Raw genomic sequence first — 16,139 nt, 5'->3', positions numbered from 1 at the left:
TTGCTTACAGCGCCGTCTCCGGGGACGTTACCTTGCCGAAACTGTGGCCTGACGGGCCGCTTTCGCCAGCATTTTTTTCAACGCATGGGAGACCGCGACAAACCCAAAGGTGGCGGTCACCATCGTCGCCGCGCCAAATCCAGACGCGCAATCCATCCGTTTCGGGCCTTCAGCGGTGCTTTTCATCGCACAAACGCTGCCGTCCGCCTGCGGATAAACCAGCGCTTCGGTAGAAAAGACGCAATCCACGCCGAGTTTACCTTTACTGTTCTTCACCACCCCAAACTGGCTCTTCAGCCGCTCGCGCAGCTTTGCCGCCAGCGGATCCTGAATGGTTTTCGCCAGATCCGCGACCTGAATTTGCGTCGGATCGATTTGCCCGCCCGCGCCGCCGGTCGTCACCAGCGGGACTTTATTACGACGGCACCAGGCGATTAAGGCCGCTTTCGGGCGCACGCTGTCGATGGCATCGATCACATAGCTGAAGTCGCCGCCGAGATACTCAGCGACGTTTTCCGCCGTGACAAAATCATCCACCACCGTGACCCGACACTCCGGGTTGATCAGGCGAATGCGTTCAGCCATCACCTCCGCCTTCGCCAGACCGACATTGCCACCCAGGGCGTGGATCTGGCGGTTGGTATTGGTGACGCAGACATCATCCATATCAATAAGCGTAATCGCGCCAATTCCGGTTCTCGCCAGCGCTTCCGCCGCCCAGGAACCGACGCCGCCGATCCCCACCACGCAGACATGCGCATCGGCAAAACATTGCAGCGCCTTTTCACCGTATAAACGCGCCGTACCGCCAAAACGCTGGCGCCAGCCATCGCTGATTACAACAGACATAAAACCTCAGAATATAATGGGCCTGCCAGCGCATGCCCCGTCGTGCCTCCGCGACTGTCGGACACTCCCGGAGACGCCACGTTACGCCAGTCCGGGAGACAAACAATCAGACATCCGCGCCTTAACCGCTAAATACGTTGCCTGCGCCCGGCGCGTTTTTCAGCACCCACACGCGACCATAGTGATTATACCAACCGGCACGATGCCCTGCATCCGGGCCAATTCCCTGGTAAATATCAAAGTGCTGACCCTTAATCGCGCCACCGACATCCAGGGCAACCATTAAACGCAGTTCGTACTGCCCGTTAAACTTGCCGTTATTATCCAGCAACGGAACTTCCGCCAGCAGGGTTGTACCGGCAGGAATAATAGAGCGATCGGATGCCACCGACGCGCGACCAATCAGCGGTACCGCGCTGGCACCTTTCACCGGCGCAAAAGATTGCGGCTTAAAGAAGACGAAGGACGGGTTCTGCTCCAGCAGTTCACGAACCTCCGCCTCGCTGTGCCTTTCGCCCCATTCGCGGATCGCCTGCATCGACATATCTTCACGCTTCACTTCACCACGATCGATAAGCACTTTTCCGATGCTGTAATATGGCCAACCGTTTTTCCCGGCATAGCTAAAGAAGTTCAGCGGCGAACCATCGCCAAAATCAATATAGCCGCTACCCTGGACATCCATAATAAAGTTGTCCATCAGCGAATTACTCCAGGCGATAACATATTTGTCGCTCAGCGCACCGGCATAGATACTGGCGCGGGACGGCAGCTTACCGCGTTTAGGCGGCATACGATAAATAGGGTACTGGAACTCGCCCTGGCGCGTGTGACGCGCCTGCACCACCGGCGTGTAGTAACCGGTAAACTGGACGTTGCCGTAGTTATCCGCCCCCTGCATCTGCCAGGCGTCAATACCAAACTGGCGCAGCGTACGGGTGTCACCGCCGGAACGCAGCCACTCCTCAATCGCATGATAAACGTTGCTTTGACTGGTATACAGGCGCGGAGAAGCGCTACGAATCTGTCTCACCTGCTCGGAAAAATCGCCGGCATTAATCGGCGAACCTACCGCATCAGGTTGATTAACTAATGAAAACGGCTGGGTGAATTTACCTTCATTATACTGCTGACCGCGATCGGTCGGTTTTGAGGAACAGGCGGCAAGCATTGCCAGCATCGCGCCTGTTACTACGTATCTTGCCCAACGTCCTTTCATGGTATCTCTTCTTTATTCTACTGAGTCCGGGTGCGTGATGAAGATAACAAACCGTCAGGGCTAATGAAATGCGCTTACGCACGGCAAAGGCCGCTTTGTTCAAAAAACGGACGGGAAGTGATTCTATATGCACCATTTTTTACAAAATTGGCGATTTATATGAAAAAAGGTTGCATCAAAACGTTAGCAGAGTATAGTGCGCATCCACGGACGCGGGGTGGAGCAGCCTGGTAGCTCGTCGGGCTCATAACCCGAAGGTCGTCAGTTCAAATCTGGCCCCCGCAACCAATTAAAATGTGATGAAGTAAAAGCAGTACGGTGACGCGGGGTGGAGCAGCCTGGTAGCTCGTCGGGCTCATAACCCGAAGGTCGTCGGTTCAAATCCGGCCCCCGCAACCAATCAAAATTTGATGAAGTAAAAAGCAGTACGGTGACGCGGGGTGGAGCAGCCTGGTAGCTCGTCGGGCTCATAACCCGAAGGTCGTCGGTTCAAATCCGGCCCCCGCAACCAACATTACAAGCACCCTTAAGGGTGTTTTTTTGTTTCTGCACTGTGCAAAATCACACTATATCTCCGGGAACGGTTTCCGCCGCTCCCGCCCCTCTCAGCCCTGCGGCAATACAATATTACTCTCCGCCAGCATTCCCATCTCATGGTATATCGCACAGGCCGCCTCGACGATCGGCATCGCCAGCGCCGCGCCGCTCCCCTCGCCCAGACGCATTCCCATATTGAGATACGGTTCCAGCTCCAGGTGCATCAGCGCCGTACGCGCTCCCTTCTCCGCCGAATAGTGCGAAGGGATAAGATAGGGTTTCAGTTCCGGTGCAATTTGGCACGCCGCCAGCGCCGCCGCGTAGGACAAAAAGCCATCCAGCACTACCGGCAGCCCGCAGGAAGCCGCCCCCAGCATCACACCCGCCATCCCCAGAAGATCGAAACCGCCCACTTTCGCCAGAACGTCCAGGCCATCATGCGGATCGGGCTGATTGACAGCGATAGCCCGGCGCACCACTGCTACTTTGTTGCTCATTCTGGTCAACGGCAAATTCGCACCGATTCCCACCACCTCTTGCGCATCGCTGCCGGTCAGGACGCTGACAATTGCCGCCGCCGGAGTGGTATTCGCCATTCCCAGCTCCCCGACGCCAAACAGGGTCACGCCGTCCCGCGCCAGCTCGCGCGTATAGAGCATCGTCGCCAATAGCAGCTCTTCCGCCTGGCCGCGACGCATTGCCGGGCCAACGGCGATATTCCCGCAGCCGCGCGCTACCCGCATGTTGATAACGCCAGGGATCGGTTCAGCATCGATCCCGACATCAATCACATGTACCTTCGCCCCCGCCTGGGCGGCCAGCACGCAAACGCCGGTCTTGCCTCGCGTCATATTTGCGGCCTGAATAGCGGTCACCGCTTTAGGCGAAATCGCCACCCCTTCATCCCAGACGCCATGATCGGCGCACATCACCAACAGCGCCTTCTTTTTCACCTGCGGTATGCCATCAAGGCCGGGCATCCCCGCCAGCTGTATAGCGAGATCTTCAAGGCGACCAAGGCTTCCGGGCGGCTTAAGCAGACCATCGATATGCAGACGGGCGCTCGCCATCGCGTTTTCATCAGGCGCGGGGATCGCACCCAGTAATGCAGTTAAGCTGTGCATAGAAATTCTCGTCATGTTGGCTGGCTCAAGGCTGAACCAGCAGGAAAATAGCTTCCCGATAATAAAGAGATGCCGGAGCGGTTGATTTACTTAATTTTGACGCCGATGCCCGACACCACCAGCCAGACCTCATCCGCCGCCGCCGCGAGGCGTTGATTGACGCGCCCGGCGATATCGCGGAAATGCCGGGCCAGACGGTTTTCCGGCACGATCCCCATCCCCACTTCGTTGGTAACCAGCACCACGTGGGCCGGGCAGCGCTGACAGGCAGCAATCAGTACCGCGACTTCGCCGTCAATAGCTCGCTCCATTGCGGCATAATCCCAGTTGTCAGGCGAATCGTCGCCGCCCAGCGCGAACAGCAGGTTGGTGACCATCGTGGTGATGCATTCCAGCAAAACAGCTTCTTCGGGATCGTTATCCGCGGTGATCAGCTCATCTAGCTGCTGCCAGCGTTCTGCCGTGCGCCAGTGCGCGGGACGACCATCGCGGTGATGCTGGATCCTCGCCGCCATTTCGTCATCAAAAATCTGCGACGTGGCGATATATAACACCTGCGGTGACTGCGCGATCAGCGCTTCGGCGTGGCGGCTTTTGCCGCTGCGCGCCCCTCCAGTGACTAAAGTCAGCATACCGGCTCCTGATGCTGGCGCATGATGACGTAAATTTTTTCGATAGCAATATGCTTGCGCATCGCCTCGGCCAGCAGATCGAACTGCCGGGATTTGTAGTGCGCATACTCAACGTCGCTATCCAGCGCGGCCAGCCCTTTCCGCTGGCGCAGGCCGTTAACCAGCGCGCGGGTAAACCCATCGCTGTCAAACAAGCCATGCAGATAGGTGCCAAACGCCAGGCCATCGTCGCTGACCGCGCCGTCCGCCACGGTCATCCCATTCTTGTGCAGATGCACCAGCGCCCGGCTGCCGTCATGCCGCTCGGTCTCGCCCATATGGATTTCGTAACCGCTTACGGACAGACCGGCCGTTGTCGCCAGCCATTCGGGCAGTTCTGGCGCCATGGTCGCCGTTACCTGGGTAGTGGTTTTGTGGTGTGCGAAGTGGGTCACTGTATTGAGCAATCCCAGCCCAGGCTGTGTGCCAAGCCCCGATTCCACCTCATCAATTATGGTTTCGCCAAGCATCTGATAACCGCCGCAAATCCCCAGAACCGGAACTCCCTGACGCTGAACCTGCTGCACCGCATGCGCCATACCGCTTTCGCGCAGCCAGGCCAGATCGCCAAGCGTATTTTTACTGCCCGGCAGGATAACCAGATCAGCATCCGCCAGTTCCTGCGGATGACGGACATAACGCACACGTACGTCCGGTTGCGCCGCCAGCGCGTTGAAGTCGGTAAAATTGGAGATATGCGGTAGCTGGACCACGGCAATGTCAATATCACGCCTGCCGGTGCGCAGATATTTGCCTTTTTGCAGCGCCACCCCATCCTCATCTTCGAGATCGACATCCAGCCACGGCATTACGCCGAGCACCGAGACACCGGTCAGCGCTTCGATCTGCTCGATACCCGAATGAAGCAGCGCCGCGTCGCCGCGAAATTTATTAATAATCACCCCTTTGACCCGCGCACGCTCATGTTCATGCAGCAGCGCGAGAGTGCCATAAATAGCGGCGAATACGCCGCCGCGATCGATATCCGCCACGAGGATCACCGGGCACTGCGCCATTTCGGCCATCCCCATATTGACGATATCGCGATCGCGCAGATTGATCTCTGCCGGGCTACCCGCACCTTCCAGCACCAGCACATCATGCTCGGCGGCCAGGCTGTTATAAACTGAAAGGATCTGCTCGCGCAGGCGCGGCTTGTATTCGTGATAGCTCACCGCGTCCATATCGGTCGCCACCTTGCCCATGAGCACCACCTGCGCTTTACGATCGCTGGTCGGCTTCAGCAGCACCGGGTTCATACGCACATCCGGCGCGATCCCGGCAGCTTCTGCCTGAAAAATCTGCGCGCGCCCCATCTCTTTGCCATCCGGGGTGATGCCTGAATTAAGCGCCATATTCTGCGATTTAAACGGCGCAGTACGGTGCCCGTCCTGATAAAAAATACGGCACAGCCCCGCCACCAGCACGCTTTTACCCACGTCGGAAGCGGTGCCCTGTAGCATAATTGCCAGCGTCATAACGCCTCCTTGATCGGGCGGTTTCGCATCTGCTTAAAAAACTCCTCTTCGGTTTTACACAGCGGCAACCCCAGTTGCGCATGCAGCTTCACCAGCCACGGCTGGGTCAGCCCGGCCTGCGCCATCAGCTCACTGCGGGCAAATACCTCGCCGGGCTCTCCGTGCGCCAGCACTTCACCGCGACGCAAAACATACACCGTATCGCTGACCTCATAGATCAGATCGATATCGTGGCTGGAGATCACCACGTGATTACCCTGATCGACAATGCGCTTAATGATGTCGATCATCTGCGCGCGCCCCGAAGGATCGAGACCCGCCGTTGGCTCATCCAGTAGTAAATAGCGCGCCTGCAGCACCAGGGCCCCGGCTATCGCCACGCGCTTTTTCTGCCCGTGGCTCAGGCACTGAATCGGCTGCTGGCGAAAGCCCTGAGCATCAACAAGAGTCAGCGCATCGTCTACCCGGCGGGCGATGTCATCCTCCGCGACGCCTAAGTTACGCAGGCTAAAGGCGATATCGCTGTCGATATCGGTATAAAAAATTTGCTGATCCGGGTCCTGGAAAACGGTGGCCACCTGCTGACGCAGCGCCAGCAGGCCGCGCTTGCTGTAATCCAGCGGCTTTCCCTGCCATAATACCGCTCCTTTTTGCGGGCGCAGCAAGCCGCTCAGGTTCATAAACAGCGTGGATTTTCCGCAGCCATTCGCCCCCACCAGCCCGGTCACCGCATGGCGGGAAAAATCCAGCGTCAGGCCCTTCAACACCGGCGCATCCTGATAGCTAAACCAGAGATCGGTCGTGGCAAGCATACTTATCCTTAGAGGTGAAAATCCCCCTGATACAGTTTGATATCCAGCGTGGTGCTCATTTGTTGGTAGCGGAACATCACCCGGGTAAACAGTAGCCCCACCAGCATCGCCAGCGAACGATAGCCTTGCGGCACGCTACGGTAGCCAAAGCGCAAAGTTTGCGCCCGGTGAATCGCCAGCGCTTCGTCTAACAAAATAAAAATAAAGCGCCAGGTCAGCAGGATCTGCTCGGTGAGCAATCGCGGTACCCGGCCGCGCTTGAGCAGCAAAATAAGCTGCGGAAACGGCAGATTCAGCACCAGCCAGAAGGTTGATGCCAGCGCCGCCAGGCTGCGCCAGAAGGTCTCATTGGCGGTGGTCAGCCCCGCCGACGTGATACCCAGCCAGTAATTTCCCAGCGGGAGGCTAAGCAATAGCGTGTGCGGATCGTGACTGAAACTAAACAGAATGGTCAACACGCCGACCAGCAAGAAACCAAACGGCAGCGCCATCCAGCGACACCAGCGCCGCGGCGAGACCCGCAGCAGCCAGCAGGTCAGCCCGGCGACCAGCGCCATCTCAATCCCCTGCCCCAGCGGGGGCAGCGTAAAGGCCAGTACCATCAGCAGCAGCCAGAACAGGAACTTGCGCTCTGGCGCCACATGAAACCAGCGACTCTGGTAGCTGAGTCGGTCAAACCCGGTCATCACGGCGTTGTCTGCCTTTGGTGTAGCCCAGAATATAGAAAATCACCGCCGCGCCCAGGGAGCCCTGTAGTGTAAACAGCAGACTTTCAATTTCCCCGCTCGCCGGTTCGTACAGCGGCTGGAACCATGGTTTATAATGTGGGGCGACAACCTGAATCTGACTTTCCGCCTCGCCGTCCGAACCGCCAAATTCACCGCCGTGATCGATAAAGAACGGCAGGATCACCAGCGCCACAACCATAGCTAACAATATCAGCATCTTTTTCATCTTAATGCCCCTGTGCGGTAATCAGACGACGTTTGGTCAACTGGTCATAAATCATCACGGTTAACAGCCCTTCAGCGATGGCGATCGGGATCTGCGTCAGACAGAAGATCCCCATAAACTTAACGATCGAGCCGATCGCCCCCGTCGACGGATCCGGGAAGGCGACGCCAAGCTGTACGGAGGTCACAAAGTAGGTCACCAGATCCGCCAGCATCGCGCAGAGAAAGACGCCGACATCGCGGCGAATTCCCGCCCGGCAGGCCATTTTCCATACCATATAGCCGACCACCGGCCCGATCACCGCCATCGACATACCGTTAGCGCCAAGCGTTGTCAGCCCGCCATGTGCCAGCAGCAGCGCCTGGAACAGCAGCACGATCGCGCCGAGGATCGCCACGACGCCAGGGCCAAAGAGGATCACCGCCAGACCGACGCCGGTCGGGTGCGAACAACTGCCGGTGACGGAAGGAATTTTCAGCGCCGAGAGAACAAAAATAAACGCCCCGCACAGCGCCAGCAGTACCTTCTGATTATTATCTTCCTGCACAATACGCCGCAGGCGCACCAGCCCGTACCACAGGCAAGGTAAAAACAGCACCCACCAGGCAAGGGCCCACATCGGCGGTAAAAATCCCTCCATAATGTGCATGGCGAAGGCTTGCTCGGGAACCACTATCAGTAATAGCGCCGCAGCTAACCCACTGAAAGACAGCTGTTTTAGCTGTTGTTCAAGTTTCATTCTGCATACTCCCATTGTTTATTGACCATAATGGTCGAGAAATAAGGCAGCGGCTGGTCGTCGCTCACCTCATCCAGATGACGCCAGCACTGCTCGCCCGGCAGCGTGGCTTCGGACATCATCAATGCCGAATCCAGCAGGCCAAGTTTTTTCAGTAGCGATTTAATGCGCGCAAAACGACCGTAGACCTTCATCAGCACCAGGCTGTCGTGCTGGCGCAGCGCCTGTTCAATTTCCGCTTCCGGCGCGGTGCAGGAGATCACCGCCAGCGACTGTTGCTCCATCGCCAGCGGCGTTTTTGCACGCGCGGCGATGGCGGCGAAAGAGGTCACACCGGGAACAATCTCCAGCCATTCCGCGCCGCCGATACGCTGGAGCAGAAACACCCAGGTGCTGAACAACATGGCATCGCCAAGCGTAATAAACCCCACCTGTTTTCCCGCTTTTACCTCCTGAACTAACGCGGCGGCCACCGCGTTCCATACGGCCTCTTTTTCCGCGCTGTCGGCACTCATCGGAAAGTGGCAGCAACGCACTTCGGTCTGCTCGCCGAGATATTCGCGCACGATGGAGAGGGCCAGGCTGTCGCCGCCTTTACGCCCGGCAGGGGCATAGAGAATATCCAGCTTGCCGAGAATCCGCGCCGCGCGGACGGTAATCAGATCGGAGGCGCCCGGCCCGGTGCTCAGGGCATACAGTTTGCCGTTCATGCCGCCTCCCCTACTGCCTGATTCAGCGCCTGCCGCAGGTGGGCGACAAACATCGCGCGCACCGCCGGGTTTTCTCCCAACCCGTTAAGCCACGGCGTCGCCGGAATACCGGCAGCGTTAAACAAGGTTTTCCAGGAATCTTCTTCATCAGAAGCCATATCATTGATGGCGTGATCGCCCGCTACCAGCATCAGCGGCATCAGGTGAACCCCGGTCACCCCCTGCTGGCGCAGGCTGTCGATAAGAATATCGACTTCGGGATAGCTCTCGACCGCGCCAACGCGCGCCGGAAAACGCCGGGACGTCATCATATGATCCAGACAGGCATAGGCGGAGAAGGCGTGATGACTGGCGCCGTGGCCCATAAACACCACGGTTTCATTGGTCGTAAGCACGGGCATCTGCTGGCGCAGCGCCTGCATCAGCTGGAGATAATCGTCGTGGCTGCTTAGCAGCGGCGCGCCCAGCGTCAGGCGGGCAAACAGCGGACGCATACTCTGCGCTTCACGGACGATCTTTTCATATTCATCGCCGTTAATGATGTGTAGCGACTGAATCGCCACATCCTGGTAGCCCTGCCCGGCCAGCTTCTGCAAAGCCTGCAGCGGCGTATCGATCTCAATGCCGTCGCGCTGTTTGAGCTTGCGAATAATCATCCCGGAAGTAAAAGCGCGAAACAAATCGCGATCGGGACAGCTGGCCGCCAGTTCGCGCTCGCAGGCGACAATGTTTTTCTCACAGGTGTCGGGATAGCTGGTGCCAAAGCTGACTACCAGAAGCGCTTTTTTCATTTCTGACTCCTTAAGCCGCGGCCAGCCAGCGCGCTAAGCGCCGGGCAAAGGCTGCCTGACTTTCCAGTAACTCTTCTCCCGTCACCAGCGGTGCCGGGCGTGTAACCACGATGCAGGGAATACCGGCATCCAGACAGGGTTGTACTTTTTCCTGATAGCCGCCCTCCGCGCCGGAGGCTTTGGTGATCACCACATCAGCCCGGCACTGGCGATAAAAGGCGGCGTTAAACCCGGCGCTGAACGGCCCGCACAGCGCGAAGATCTCGTTTACGCCAAAGCCCAGCTCCGCACACTGTGCGATGGCATCAGGTACAGGCAATACGCGGGCCAGCAGCGTTTTTCCGGCTAACCCCGCGCGCCAGCGCGCCAGATCTTTACTCCCGGTGGTCAACAGCACGCGCTGGCCAAGGCCCCGCGCGACCTCGCAGGCTTCGTCAATGTTCCGTACCGTATAAAGTAGCGGGTGCGTCAGGCCGCTAAGCTGCTCAGGACGCTGATAGCGGCTCAACAGCACGCCAGCCTCTGCACAGGCGCGAATAATGTTGCGGCTCACCGCTTCAGCATAGGGATGCGAAGCGTCAATCACCCAGCGGGTACGATTAGCCTTCAGCCAGGCAACCATCTCCTGCAGATCAAGGCGCCCGCAGCGCACCTGCCCCTGAAGATCCCCCGCCAGCTGTTTCCCGGTCGCCGTCGCCACCGACAGGGTATATTTAACCCGCGCCGCGTCCAGTTGCTGGCACAGCGCCCGCGCGTCGCTGGTGCCGCCCATCACCAGCACTTCGCCGTAACTCACAGCACGTAACCTCGCGGGGTGATCATCAGGCCATCCTGCACGTAGGTGGCTTTGTTGCCGACGATCACCAGGCTGGTCATATCTACCGGCTCAAAATCCATATCACCGAGCGTGGTCAGCCATTTTTCCTGCTTTTTGCGCCCGGCCGACTTCACCACGCCCACGGGGGTCTGCACGCTTTTGCTGGCGGACAGCAGTTCAAAAGCACGGGCCAGATGCCCTTCGCGGCCTCGGCTGCGCGGATTGTAAAAACAGATAACGAAATCGGCTTCCCCGGCGGCGATAATACGTTTCTCAATCACTGGCCACGGAGTAAGCAGGTCACTAAGGCTGATATGGCAGAAATCATGCATTAGCGGTGCGCCCAGCAGCGAGGCGGCGGCGATACTGGCGGTCATCCCCGGAATGAGCCGCACTTCAAGATCCAGCTTCTGCTTGCTGACCAGCTCCAGCACCAGCCCCGCCATGCCATAAATCCCCGCATCGCCGCTGCTGATCAGCGCCACGTTATGCCCGGCCTGCGCCAGTTCAATCGCCGCCTGGCAGCGTTCAATCTCTTTGCACATTCCGGTCTTGATCACCTGCTTGTCGCCGGTGAAGGCTTTCACCAGATGGGTATAGGTTTTATAGCCAACGACTATTTCCGCCGCCTGTAATGCCTCAATGGCCTCCATCGTCATCATTGCCTGTGCACCAGGGCCTATTCCAATTACGCTTAACATCAGTGTGAAACTCCCAAAGTAATCGTGACGCCCTGTTCGCGCAGGGTTTCCCCTAATAGTTGTCCGTGGCTGAGCAGCCAGGCCGCCGGACCAGATACGCTCCCCACGCCGACGGTTTTTCTGACGAACGATGACGCGGGAAAATGATGCTCGTACTCACGCAGAGCATCAGCAGTAAAGGTTTCAAACGGCACGCGGCAGCAGGAGGCAAGTTGAATCAGCCCCTGTTCATGTTTCTTCTGCGTGACGCTGCCAATCGCTTTCAGGGCCAGCGGATCGAGCCGCTGCGCCTCAAGCTGGCGCGCCAGCAGCGCCGCCAGCAGCGGGAACGGCGTGTCGCGACGACAGCCAATCCCGGCGACGACCCGCTGCGGCACCAGTTTCCAGTGCGGTACGGCAATATCCGGCAGTTCGTTACGCAACGTGATGCAGATCAGCGCATCCAGTTCCGGAAGCTGATGCAGGTCCGAGACAGTGATAAACCCGCGCCGATCGCAATGACGGACATCTTCATCAAGCTCCTCATCCCACCACAGCCCGACGCGCTGATGGCTGACCAGCATCTGGTTGACGATTTTCACCGCCGCGCGGAAGTCGGTCATCCGCGCATTAAGCTGAAATGCCAGCGTATCCAGAGCCGCCATATTATTGATATCGGTCGCGGTGGTGATCACCGGATCGGCGCCCAGCATGCCTGCCAGATAACAGCTCAACGCATTAGCGCCGCCCGCATGGCCGGAAAGCAGGCTGATAACATGCTGACCGCGTTCATCAATCACTACCACCGCCGGGTCGCTGAACTTGTCGTTAACCAGCGGGGCCAGCACGCGTACCGCGATACCGGTCGCACCGATGAAAATCAGCGCCGAATAGCTGCTGAAAGCCTCGCGCGCGGCGTTGGCGAAACCATTTTCAAAGGGGGAAAACCCCTCTTCCAGCAGCTTCTCACTGGTAAAGCAGGTTAGCGGCAACATCGCCGCCAGCCGTTTCGCCAGGGTCACGCCACCGGGCGTCAGGCAGAAGAGAGCGATAGATTCAGGCTTTACGGTATTCATGGCTAAAGTCCGCTGCATAGAGTTTTGAGTAGTGATACTCCGCGCCCAGGAAATTCCCGACCAGAATGAGCGCCGTTTTACGGATACCCGCATCGCGCACTTTGTCGCTGATATCGGTCAATGTACCGCGCACGGTCTGGCTTTCCGGCCAGGTCGTTTTATAGATAACGGCAACTGGCGTAGTCGCCGGATAGCCGCCTTCAATCAGGCGCTCCGCCACCCGGTGAATGCGCTGCACGGAGAGATAAATGGCCATTGAGGTCCGGTGGCTGGCGAACGCTTCGAGCTGTTCTCGTTCCGGCACCGGCGTGCGCCCTTCAAGACGCGTAATGATCAGGCTCTGGGAGACCTCCGGAACCGTGTACTCGACCCCCAGTTCAGCCGCCGCGCCTAAAAAGGCGCTCACCCCCGGTACCACCTGCCAGTCGATACCGCGTTTGGTCAGCTCTTCGCCCTGTTCTCGTACCGAGCCGTACAGCGACACATCCCCGGTTTGTAAACGCACCACCGTTTTCCCGGCTTTTACGCCCGCTTCCATCAGGTCGACAATCTGTTGCAGATGCAGTTCGGCGCTGTCGTGACACTCAGCGCCTTCAGGGCAATACTCCAGCAGTTCGGTATTAATCAGTGACCCGGCATAAATCACTACCCGGGCCTGCTGCAACAATCGATAGCCCTTAAGCGTAATCAGCTCACGGTCGCCAGGCCCCGCGCCAACGAACCACACGCAACGCGGATCAAATGTCTCAGCCATGGTTTTCTTCCTTCTGACAGGCAATCACAAAAACAGGATTATTGGGTTTGAAGTAGTGTCCGCTGCCAAGTGCGGTCAGCGATGAGACGTTTAGCTGCAGGCAATCAACCCGTTTGATACCCCTCTGTTTCAGATAGTCGAGGGCTGCATTCAGGTTTTCCTGCAAAATAAAGGTCATTACCAGACGGCCTCCGGGGTAGAGCTGCTGCCAGGACCAGTCAATCAGTTCCTCAAGCTGGCCGCCGCTGCCGCCCATAAAAATGGCGTCCGCCCGTTCAGTCATCACCATCGGTGCGTCTCCAGGCAGGATCTCAATGTTGCCGCAGGCGAAATGCTGACGGTTTTCGTCGAGCAGTTGCAAAGCTGCAGGGTTGCGTTCGATTGCCGTCACCTGTAGCGAGGGGAACTGTAGCGCCGCCTCAATCGATACGCTGCCGGTACCGGCGCCAATATCAATCAGGTGGCTTGCCCGGTGCAGCTCAAGTCTGGCCAGCGCCAGCGCGCGAATGGCCTCTTTGGTCATCGGCACATTTTCGCCGCGCAGAAAAAGCTCATCTTTCATCGAGGATCACCACTGCGTTCATTTCATATTCGCCATCGACCTCACTGACCGGCAGCCAGTGGATCCGCTCGTTATTCATTGCCAGATTTTCGCCAATCACCATCCAGCGATACCCTTTGCCCCGCGCCATCAGTTGCGCAGCGATTTCGCGCGGTCCGCAGCGCCCGTCGGTCACCATCGCAACCTTGCGGTGGCGCGCCAGCTCATCAAAACAGACCTCTCGCCCGTGGCTGCTGGTCAGCCAGATATCATTCATATCGATTCCGGCGCGCGCGCACAGATATTGCACCGCGCTGATACCGGGAATAATGCGCACACGTTCGATGCCAAAATGGGCAATCAGCCGCGTGCCGATGCCGTAAAACAGCGGATCGCCGGAGGCCAGCACCACCACCTGCCGCTCTTCACGCTCGCCAAGCCACGCCAGCAATTCCGCGATATTGGCGCCCAACGCGAACTGCTCCCCATGAAACGCCGGGAACTGCTGCAAATGCCGCTTGCCGCCCACCAGCGCGTCCGCCGCGGCGACCGCTTCCTGCGCCGCAGGCGTCATCAGATGCAGGCCTGACGGGCCCATGCCGACGACCGTTAACATGAGAGCTCCCGCGCAATCTCAGCGACCGGGCGATTGCTGCCGAGCACGTTGTTATCAAAAGAGAACATGATGGCGTCGCAGGTGGGCGGCGTTCTGGTAAAACGCAGCATCTGCGTCACTCGCTGGCAAATGCGCTCCGCAAGATGGTTATAGATATGATGGAAACCGTATGCGTCGATATGCTCCATCGCCGCTTCGGTGGTATCGCATTCGCTCACCTGCCGCAGAAGTTCCAACGGCGCGCCCAGCAGCGCCAGGTGTGCGACTAACGTTTCCATCCGCGCATCGGCAATATGGCTGTGAGTATGAAAAATCCCGGCGGCAATTTTAATCAGCTTACCTGGGTGGCCGATCAGCACAATCTGGCGGAATCCCAGGCGTACCGCCTCTTCGATCATGTAGCCGACGAAGTTGCTCATGGTGACGACCACCTGAGCATCAATACCCATCTGCTCACGAACGAAACGCTCGCCGTGGTTGCCTGGCACCAGCACCACGCGATCCAGGCCCGCCGCACGCTTGATCTCCAGTTCCAGAGAAAGCGAACGCTTCCAGCTCTCCTCTGACATCGGCGTCACAATACCGGTGGTGCCGATAATTGATATGCCGCCTAAAATACCGAGCCGAGAGTTATAGGTTTTCTGCGCCCTTGCCTCGCCTTCCGGCGCGAATATTTCCACTTCTGCCCCGCGCGACGGGCCAATCGCTTCACGTACCGCCGACTCGATAGTATGGCGCGGGGTACGGTTAATCGCCGGGCTGCCGACAGGCAGACCAATCCCCTTGCGGGTTACGGTACCGACGCCCTCACCGCCGCGCAGCGTTATCTCTCCGGAATCATTGAGCGTCACGCGGGCGAAAATCAGCATCCCGTGAGTGGCGTCAACATCGTCGCCGCCGTCTTTGCGGATCGCGGCAATCGCCTGCTGCCCTTCGACGTGCGGCGACTCAACGTTAAGACACAGCGTCACGCCGGAGGGGGTAATGATCGAGACCTGGTGGATCAGGTGCTGGCGCATCACCATCAGCGCCGCGACCTTTGCCGCCGCCGTCGCGCAGGAGCCGGTGGTATAGCCTTTACGTAATGCCTTCCCGTTATGCCACACCGGGGAGTCAAAGGATTGTTCGCTCATCGCGCCCCCTGCTGGTGATACAGAATCGCGTTGACGATAGCGGCGGCGACGTTGCTGCCGCCTTTACGCCCCAGCGCGGCGATACCGGGCAAACCGCTCTGCGTAAGAGCCGCTTTCGACTCCGCCGCGCCGACAAAACCAACCGGCACGCCGATGACACCGTTGACCGCGACATCATGCTCAAGCAGGCGAAACAGCGCGGTGGGCGCATTGCCGAAAACAAAAACTTTCTCCCCTTCTTCGGCAACCGCGATATCCACCGCCGCCATCGAGCGGGTCATCCCCTGCGCTTTTGCCGCGGCCACCACACGCGGATCGCTGATATAGCAGCGGCACTCGCCGCCGGATTGAGCCAGCAGGGTTTTATTAATTCCCGACAGCGCCATGGTGGTGTCGGTATACAGAACGCAAGGCCGACTTAGCGCAGCGCTAAGGCGCTCAAGCACGTCAGGCGAAAACCACAGAATATCCAGCCAGTCAAAGTCGGCGGTGGTGTGAATTACCCGCTTGATAATGGCTTCATGCAATGGGCTGGCGAAGCGGTAGTCTGGCCGCGTTTCGGCAATAATCTCGCCAATAATGTCGAAGCTTTTCGCCTCAATCGCCTGCGGTTGCTGGATATAGTGCATTTATTTGTC

The 16,139-nt window shown here is 58.4% G+C and carries 19 protein-coding genes and 3 tRNA genes; 3 read left to right on the top strand and 19 right to left on the bottom strand.

All coding sequences use genetic code 11. From position 1 onward, the window contains the following. Positions 1-27: 27 nt before the first annotated feature. Positions 28-849, bottom strand: a complete 822-nt coding sequence (gene tcdA, locus ABK821_RS01390) for a tRNA cyclic N6-threonylcarbamoyladenosine(37) synthase TcdA (protein ID WP_138360095.1) — start codon at positions 847-849, stop codon at positions 28-30. Positions 850-970: 121 nt separating this feature from the next. After that, on the bottom strand, positions 971-2,068 hold the full coding sequence (gene mltA / locus ABK821_RS01385) for a murein transglycosylase A (protein ID WP_138360096.1): 1,098 nt from the start codon (positions 2,066-2,068) through the stop codon (positions 971-973). Between the two features lie 211 nt (positions 2,069-2,279). Here mltA and ABK821_RS01380 point away from each other — a divergent pair. The 3 genes from ABK821_RS01380 (at position 2,280) to ABK821_RS01370 (ending at position 2,579) form a co-directional block, all read left to right on the top strand. Continuing rightward, a tRNA-Met gene (locus ABK821_RS01380) sits at positions 2,280-2,356 on the top strand. A gap of 34 nt (positions 2,357-2,390) precedes the next feature. Further along, positions 2,391-2,467, top strand: a tRNA-Met gene (locus ABK821_RS01375). Between the two features lie 35 nt (positions 2,468-2,502). Beyond that, positions 2,503-2,579, top strand: a tRNA-Met gene (locus ABK821_RS01370). 94 nt (positions 2,580-2,673) lie between these two features. Here ABK821_RS01370 and cobT read toward each other — a convergent pair. From cobT to ABK821_RS01285, 17 genes are all read right to left on the bottom strand, one after another. Beyond that, on the bottom strand, positions 2,674-3,729 hold the full coding sequence (cobT, locus tag ABK821_RS01365) for a nicotinate-nucleotide--dimethylbenzimidazole phosphoribosyltransferase (RefSeq protein WP_343178352.1): 1,056 nt from the start codon (positions 3,727-3,729) through the stop codon (positions 2,674-2,676). 86 nt (positions 3,730-3,815) lie between these two features. After that, positions 3,816-4,361, bottom strand: a complete 546-nt coding sequence (gene cobU, locus ABK821_RS01360; RefSeq protein WP_308563174.1) for a bifunctional adenosylcobinamide kinase/adenosylcobinamide-phosphate guanylyltransferase — start codon at positions 4,359-4,361, stop codon at positions 3,816-3,818. Next, positions 4,355-5,878: a cobyric acid synthase gene (locus ABK821_RS01355; protein ID WP_343178353.1), complete on the bottom strand. Its 1,524-nt coding sequence runs from the start codon at positions 5,876-5,878 to the stop codon at positions 4,355-4,357. Before ABK821_RS01355 ends, cobU begins: the two co-directional genes overlap by 7 nt. Beyond that, positions 5,875-6,690, bottom strand: a complete 816-nt coding sequence (locus tag ABK821_RS01350; protein WP_138360100.1) for an energy-coupling factor ABC transporter ATP-binding protein — start codon at positions 6,688-6,690, stop codon at positions 5,875-5,877. Before ABK821_RS01350 ends, ABK821_RS01355 begins: the two co-directional genes overlap by 4 nt. 8 nt (positions 6,691-6,698) lie before the next feature. After that, complete coding sequence (locus ABK821_RS01345; RefSeq protein WP_138360101.1) at positions 6,699-7,376, bottom strand: energy-coupling factor ABC transporter transmembrane protein; 678 nt, start codon at positions 7,374-7,376, stop codon at positions 6,699-6,701. Then, the gene (locus ABK821_RS01340) at positions 7,363-7,644 is read right to left on the bottom strand and encodes an energy-coupling factor ABC transporter substrate-binding protein (RefSeq protein ID WP_138360102.1); all 282 of its coding nucleotides are present in this window, start codon (positions 7,642-7,644) and stop codon (positions 7,363-7,365) included. Before ABK821_RS01340 ends, ABK821_RS01345 begins: the two co-directional genes overlap by 14 nt. Position 7,645: 1 nt before the next feature. After that, positions 7,646-8,383: a cobalt ECF transporter S component CbiM gene (cbiM, locus tag ABK821_RS01335; RefSeq protein WP_138360103.1), complete on the bottom strand. Its 738-nt coding sequence runs from the start codon at positions 8,381-8,383 to the stop codon at positions 7,646-7,648. Continuing rightward, on the bottom strand, positions 8,380-9,093 hold the full coding sequence (locus ABK821_RS01330; RefSeq protein ID WP_138360104.1) for a cobalt-factor II C(20)-methyltransferase: 714 nt from the start codon (positions 9,091-9,093) through the stop codon (positions 8,380-8,382). Before ABK821_RS01330 ends, cbiM begins: the two co-directional genes overlap by 4 nt. Continuing rightward, complete coding sequence (locus tag ABK821_RS01325) at positions 9,090-9,884, bottom strand: sirohydrochlorin cobaltochelatase (RefSeq protein ID WP_138360105.1); 795 nt, start codon at positions 9,882-9,884, stop codon at positions 9,090-9,092. The genes ABK821_RS01330 and ABK821_RS01325 overlap by 4 nt, the downstream gene beginning before the upstream one ends. Positions 9,885-9,894: 10 nt before the next feature. Beyond that, positions 9,895-10,680, bottom strand: coding sequence for a cobalt-precorrin-6A reductase (locus tag ABK821_RS01320; RefSeq protein ID WP_138360106.1), 786 nt, complete (start codon positions 10,678-10,680; stop codon positions 9,895-9,897). Further along, entirely contained in the window at positions 10,677-11,402 is a 726-nt protein-coding gene (locus ABK821_RS01315) for a precorrin-3B C(17)-methyltransferase (protein WP_138360107.1), read from the bottom strand. Before ABK821_RS01315 ends, ABK821_RS01320 begins: the two co-directional genes overlap by 4 nt. After that, entirely contained in the window at positions 11,402-12,457 is a 1,056-nt protein-coding gene (cbiG, locus tag ABK821_RS01310; RefSeq protein WP_138360108.1) for a cobalt-precorrin 5A hydrolase, read from the bottom strand. Before cbiG ends, ABK821_RS01315 begins: the two co-directional genes overlap by 1 nt. After that, positions 12,438-13,211, bottom strand: coding sequence for a cobalt-precorrin-4 methyltransferase (locus ABK821_RS01305; protein WP_395033800.1), 774 nt, complete (start codon positions 13,209-13,211; stop codon positions 12,438-12,440). Before ABK821_RS01305 ends, cbiG begins: the two co-directional genes overlap by 20 nt. Then, on the bottom strand, positions 13,204-13,773 hold the full coding sequence (locus ABK821_RS01300) for a decarboxylating cobalt-precorrin-6B (C(15))-methyltransferase (protein ID WP_138360110.1): 570 nt from the start codon (positions 13,771-13,773) through the stop codon (positions 13,204-13,206). Before ABK821_RS01300 ends, ABK821_RS01305 begins: the two co-directional genes overlap by 8 nt. After that, complete coding sequence (locus ABK821_RS01295; protein WP_138360111.1) at positions 13,763-14,368, bottom strand: cobalt-precorrin-7 (C(5))-methyltransferase; 606 nt, start codon at positions 14,366-14,368, stop codon at positions 13,763-13,765. The genes ABK821_RS01300 and ABK821_RS01295 overlap by 11 nt, the downstream gene beginning before the upstream one ends. Next, a complete protein-coding gene (cbiD, locus tag ABK821_RS01290) occupies positions 14,362-15,501 on the bottom strand; it encodes a cobalt-precorrin-5B (C(1))-methyltransferase CbiD (RefSeq protein ID WP_138360112.1) in 1,140 nt (379 codons plus the stop codon). Before cbiD ends, ABK821_RS01295 begins: the two co-directional genes overlap by 7 nt. Then, positions 15,498-16,130, bottom strand: a complete 633-nt coding sequence (locus tag ABK821_RS01285; protein WP_138360113.1) for a cobalt-precorrin-8 methylmutase — start codon at positions 16,128-16,130, stop codon at positions 15,498-15,500. Before ABK821_RS01285 ends, cbiD begins: the two co-directional genes overlap by 4 nt. Positions 16,131-16,139: the final 9 nt, after the last annotated feature.

It is taken from the genome of Klebsiella sp. KE9456 (assembly GCF_043832615.1).
GTDB classification, from domain to species: Bacteria; Pseudomonadota; Gammaproteobacteria; order Enterobacterales; family Enterobacteriaceae; genus Klebsiella; species Klebsiella indica.
Note: the sequence above shows the minus strand (reverse complement) of the source record. Positions and strands in the feature narration are given on the sequence as shown.

Excerpts from the sequence above, each read along its gene's own strand:
- mltA (WP_138360096.1), bottom strand. The coding sequence starts at position 2,068 with ATGAAAGGACGTTGGGCAAGATACGTAGTAACAGGCGCGATGCTGGCA.
- tcdA (WP_138360095.1), bottom strand. The coding sequence starts at position 849 with ATGTCTGTTGTAATCAGCGATGGCTGGCGCCAGCGTTTTGGCGGTACG.
- cobT (WP_343178352.1), bottom strand. The coding sequence starts at position 3,729 with ATGCACAGCTTAACTGCATTACTGGGTGCGATCCCCGCGCCTGATGAA.
- ABK821_RS01340 (WP_138360102.1), bottom strand. The coding sequence starts at position 7,644 with ATGAAAAAGATGCTGATATTGTTAGCTATGGTTGTGGCGCTGGTGATC.
- ABK821_RS01345 (WP_138360101.1), bottom strand. The coding sequence starts at position 7,376 with ATGACCGGGTTTGACCGACTCAGCTACCAGAGTCGCTGGTTTCATGTG.
- ABK821_RS01330 (WP_138360104.1), bottom strand. The coding sequence starts at position 9,093 with ATGAACGGCAAACTGTATGCCCTGAGCACCGGGCCGGGCGCCTCCGAT.
- ABK821_RS01285 (WP_138360113.1), bottom strand. The coding sequence starts at position 16,130 with ATGCACTATATCCAGCAACCGCAGGCGATTGAGGCGAAAAGCTTCGAC.
- cbiM (WP_138360103.1), bottom strand. The coding sequence starts at position 8,383 with ATGAAACTTGAACAACAGCTAAAACAGCTGTCTTTCAGTGGGTTAGCT.
- cobU (WP_308563174.1), bottom strand. The coding sequence starts at position 4,361 with ATGCTGACTTTAGTCACTGGAGGGGCGCGCAGCGGCAAAAGCCGCCAC.
- ABK821_RS01355 (WP_343178353.1), bottom strand. The coding sequence starts at position 5,878 with ATGACGCTGGCAATTATGCTACAGGGCACCGCTTCCGACGTGGGTAAA.
- cbiD (WP_138360112.1), bottom strand. The coding sequence starts at position 15,501 with ATGAGCGAACAATCCTTTGACTCCCCGGTGTGGCATAACGGGAAGGCA.
- ABK821_RS01305 (WP_395033800.1), bottom strand. The coding sequence starts at position 13,211 with ATGGCTGAGACATTTGATCCGCGTTGCGTGTGGTTCGTTGGCGCGGGG.
- ABK821_RS01295 (WP_138360111.1), bottom strand. The coding sequence starts at position 14,368 with ATGTTAACGGTCGTCGGCATGGGCCCGTCAGGCCTGCATCTGATGACG.
- ABK821_RS01325 (WP_138360105.1), bottom strand. The coding sequence starts at position 9,884 with ATGAAAAAAGCGCTTCTGGTAGTCAGCTTTGGCACCAGCTATCCCGAC.
- ABK821_RS01350 (WP_138360100.1), bottom strand. The coding sequence starts at position 6,690 with ATGCTTGCCACGACCGATCTCTGGTTTAGCTATCAGGATGCGCCGGTG.
- ABK821_RS01315 (WP_138360107.1), bottom strand. The coding sequence starts at position 11,402 with ATGTTAAGCGTAATTGGAATAGGCCCTGGTGCACAGGCAATGATGACG.
- ABK821_RS01300 (WP_138360110.1), bottom strand. The coding sequence starts at position 13,773 with ATGAAAGATGAGCTTTTTCTGCGCGGCGAAAATGTGCCGATGACCAAA.
- cbiG (WP_138360108.1), bottom strand. The coding sequence starts at position 12,457 with ATGAATACCGTAAAGCCTGAATCTATCGCTCTCTTCTGCCTGACGCCC.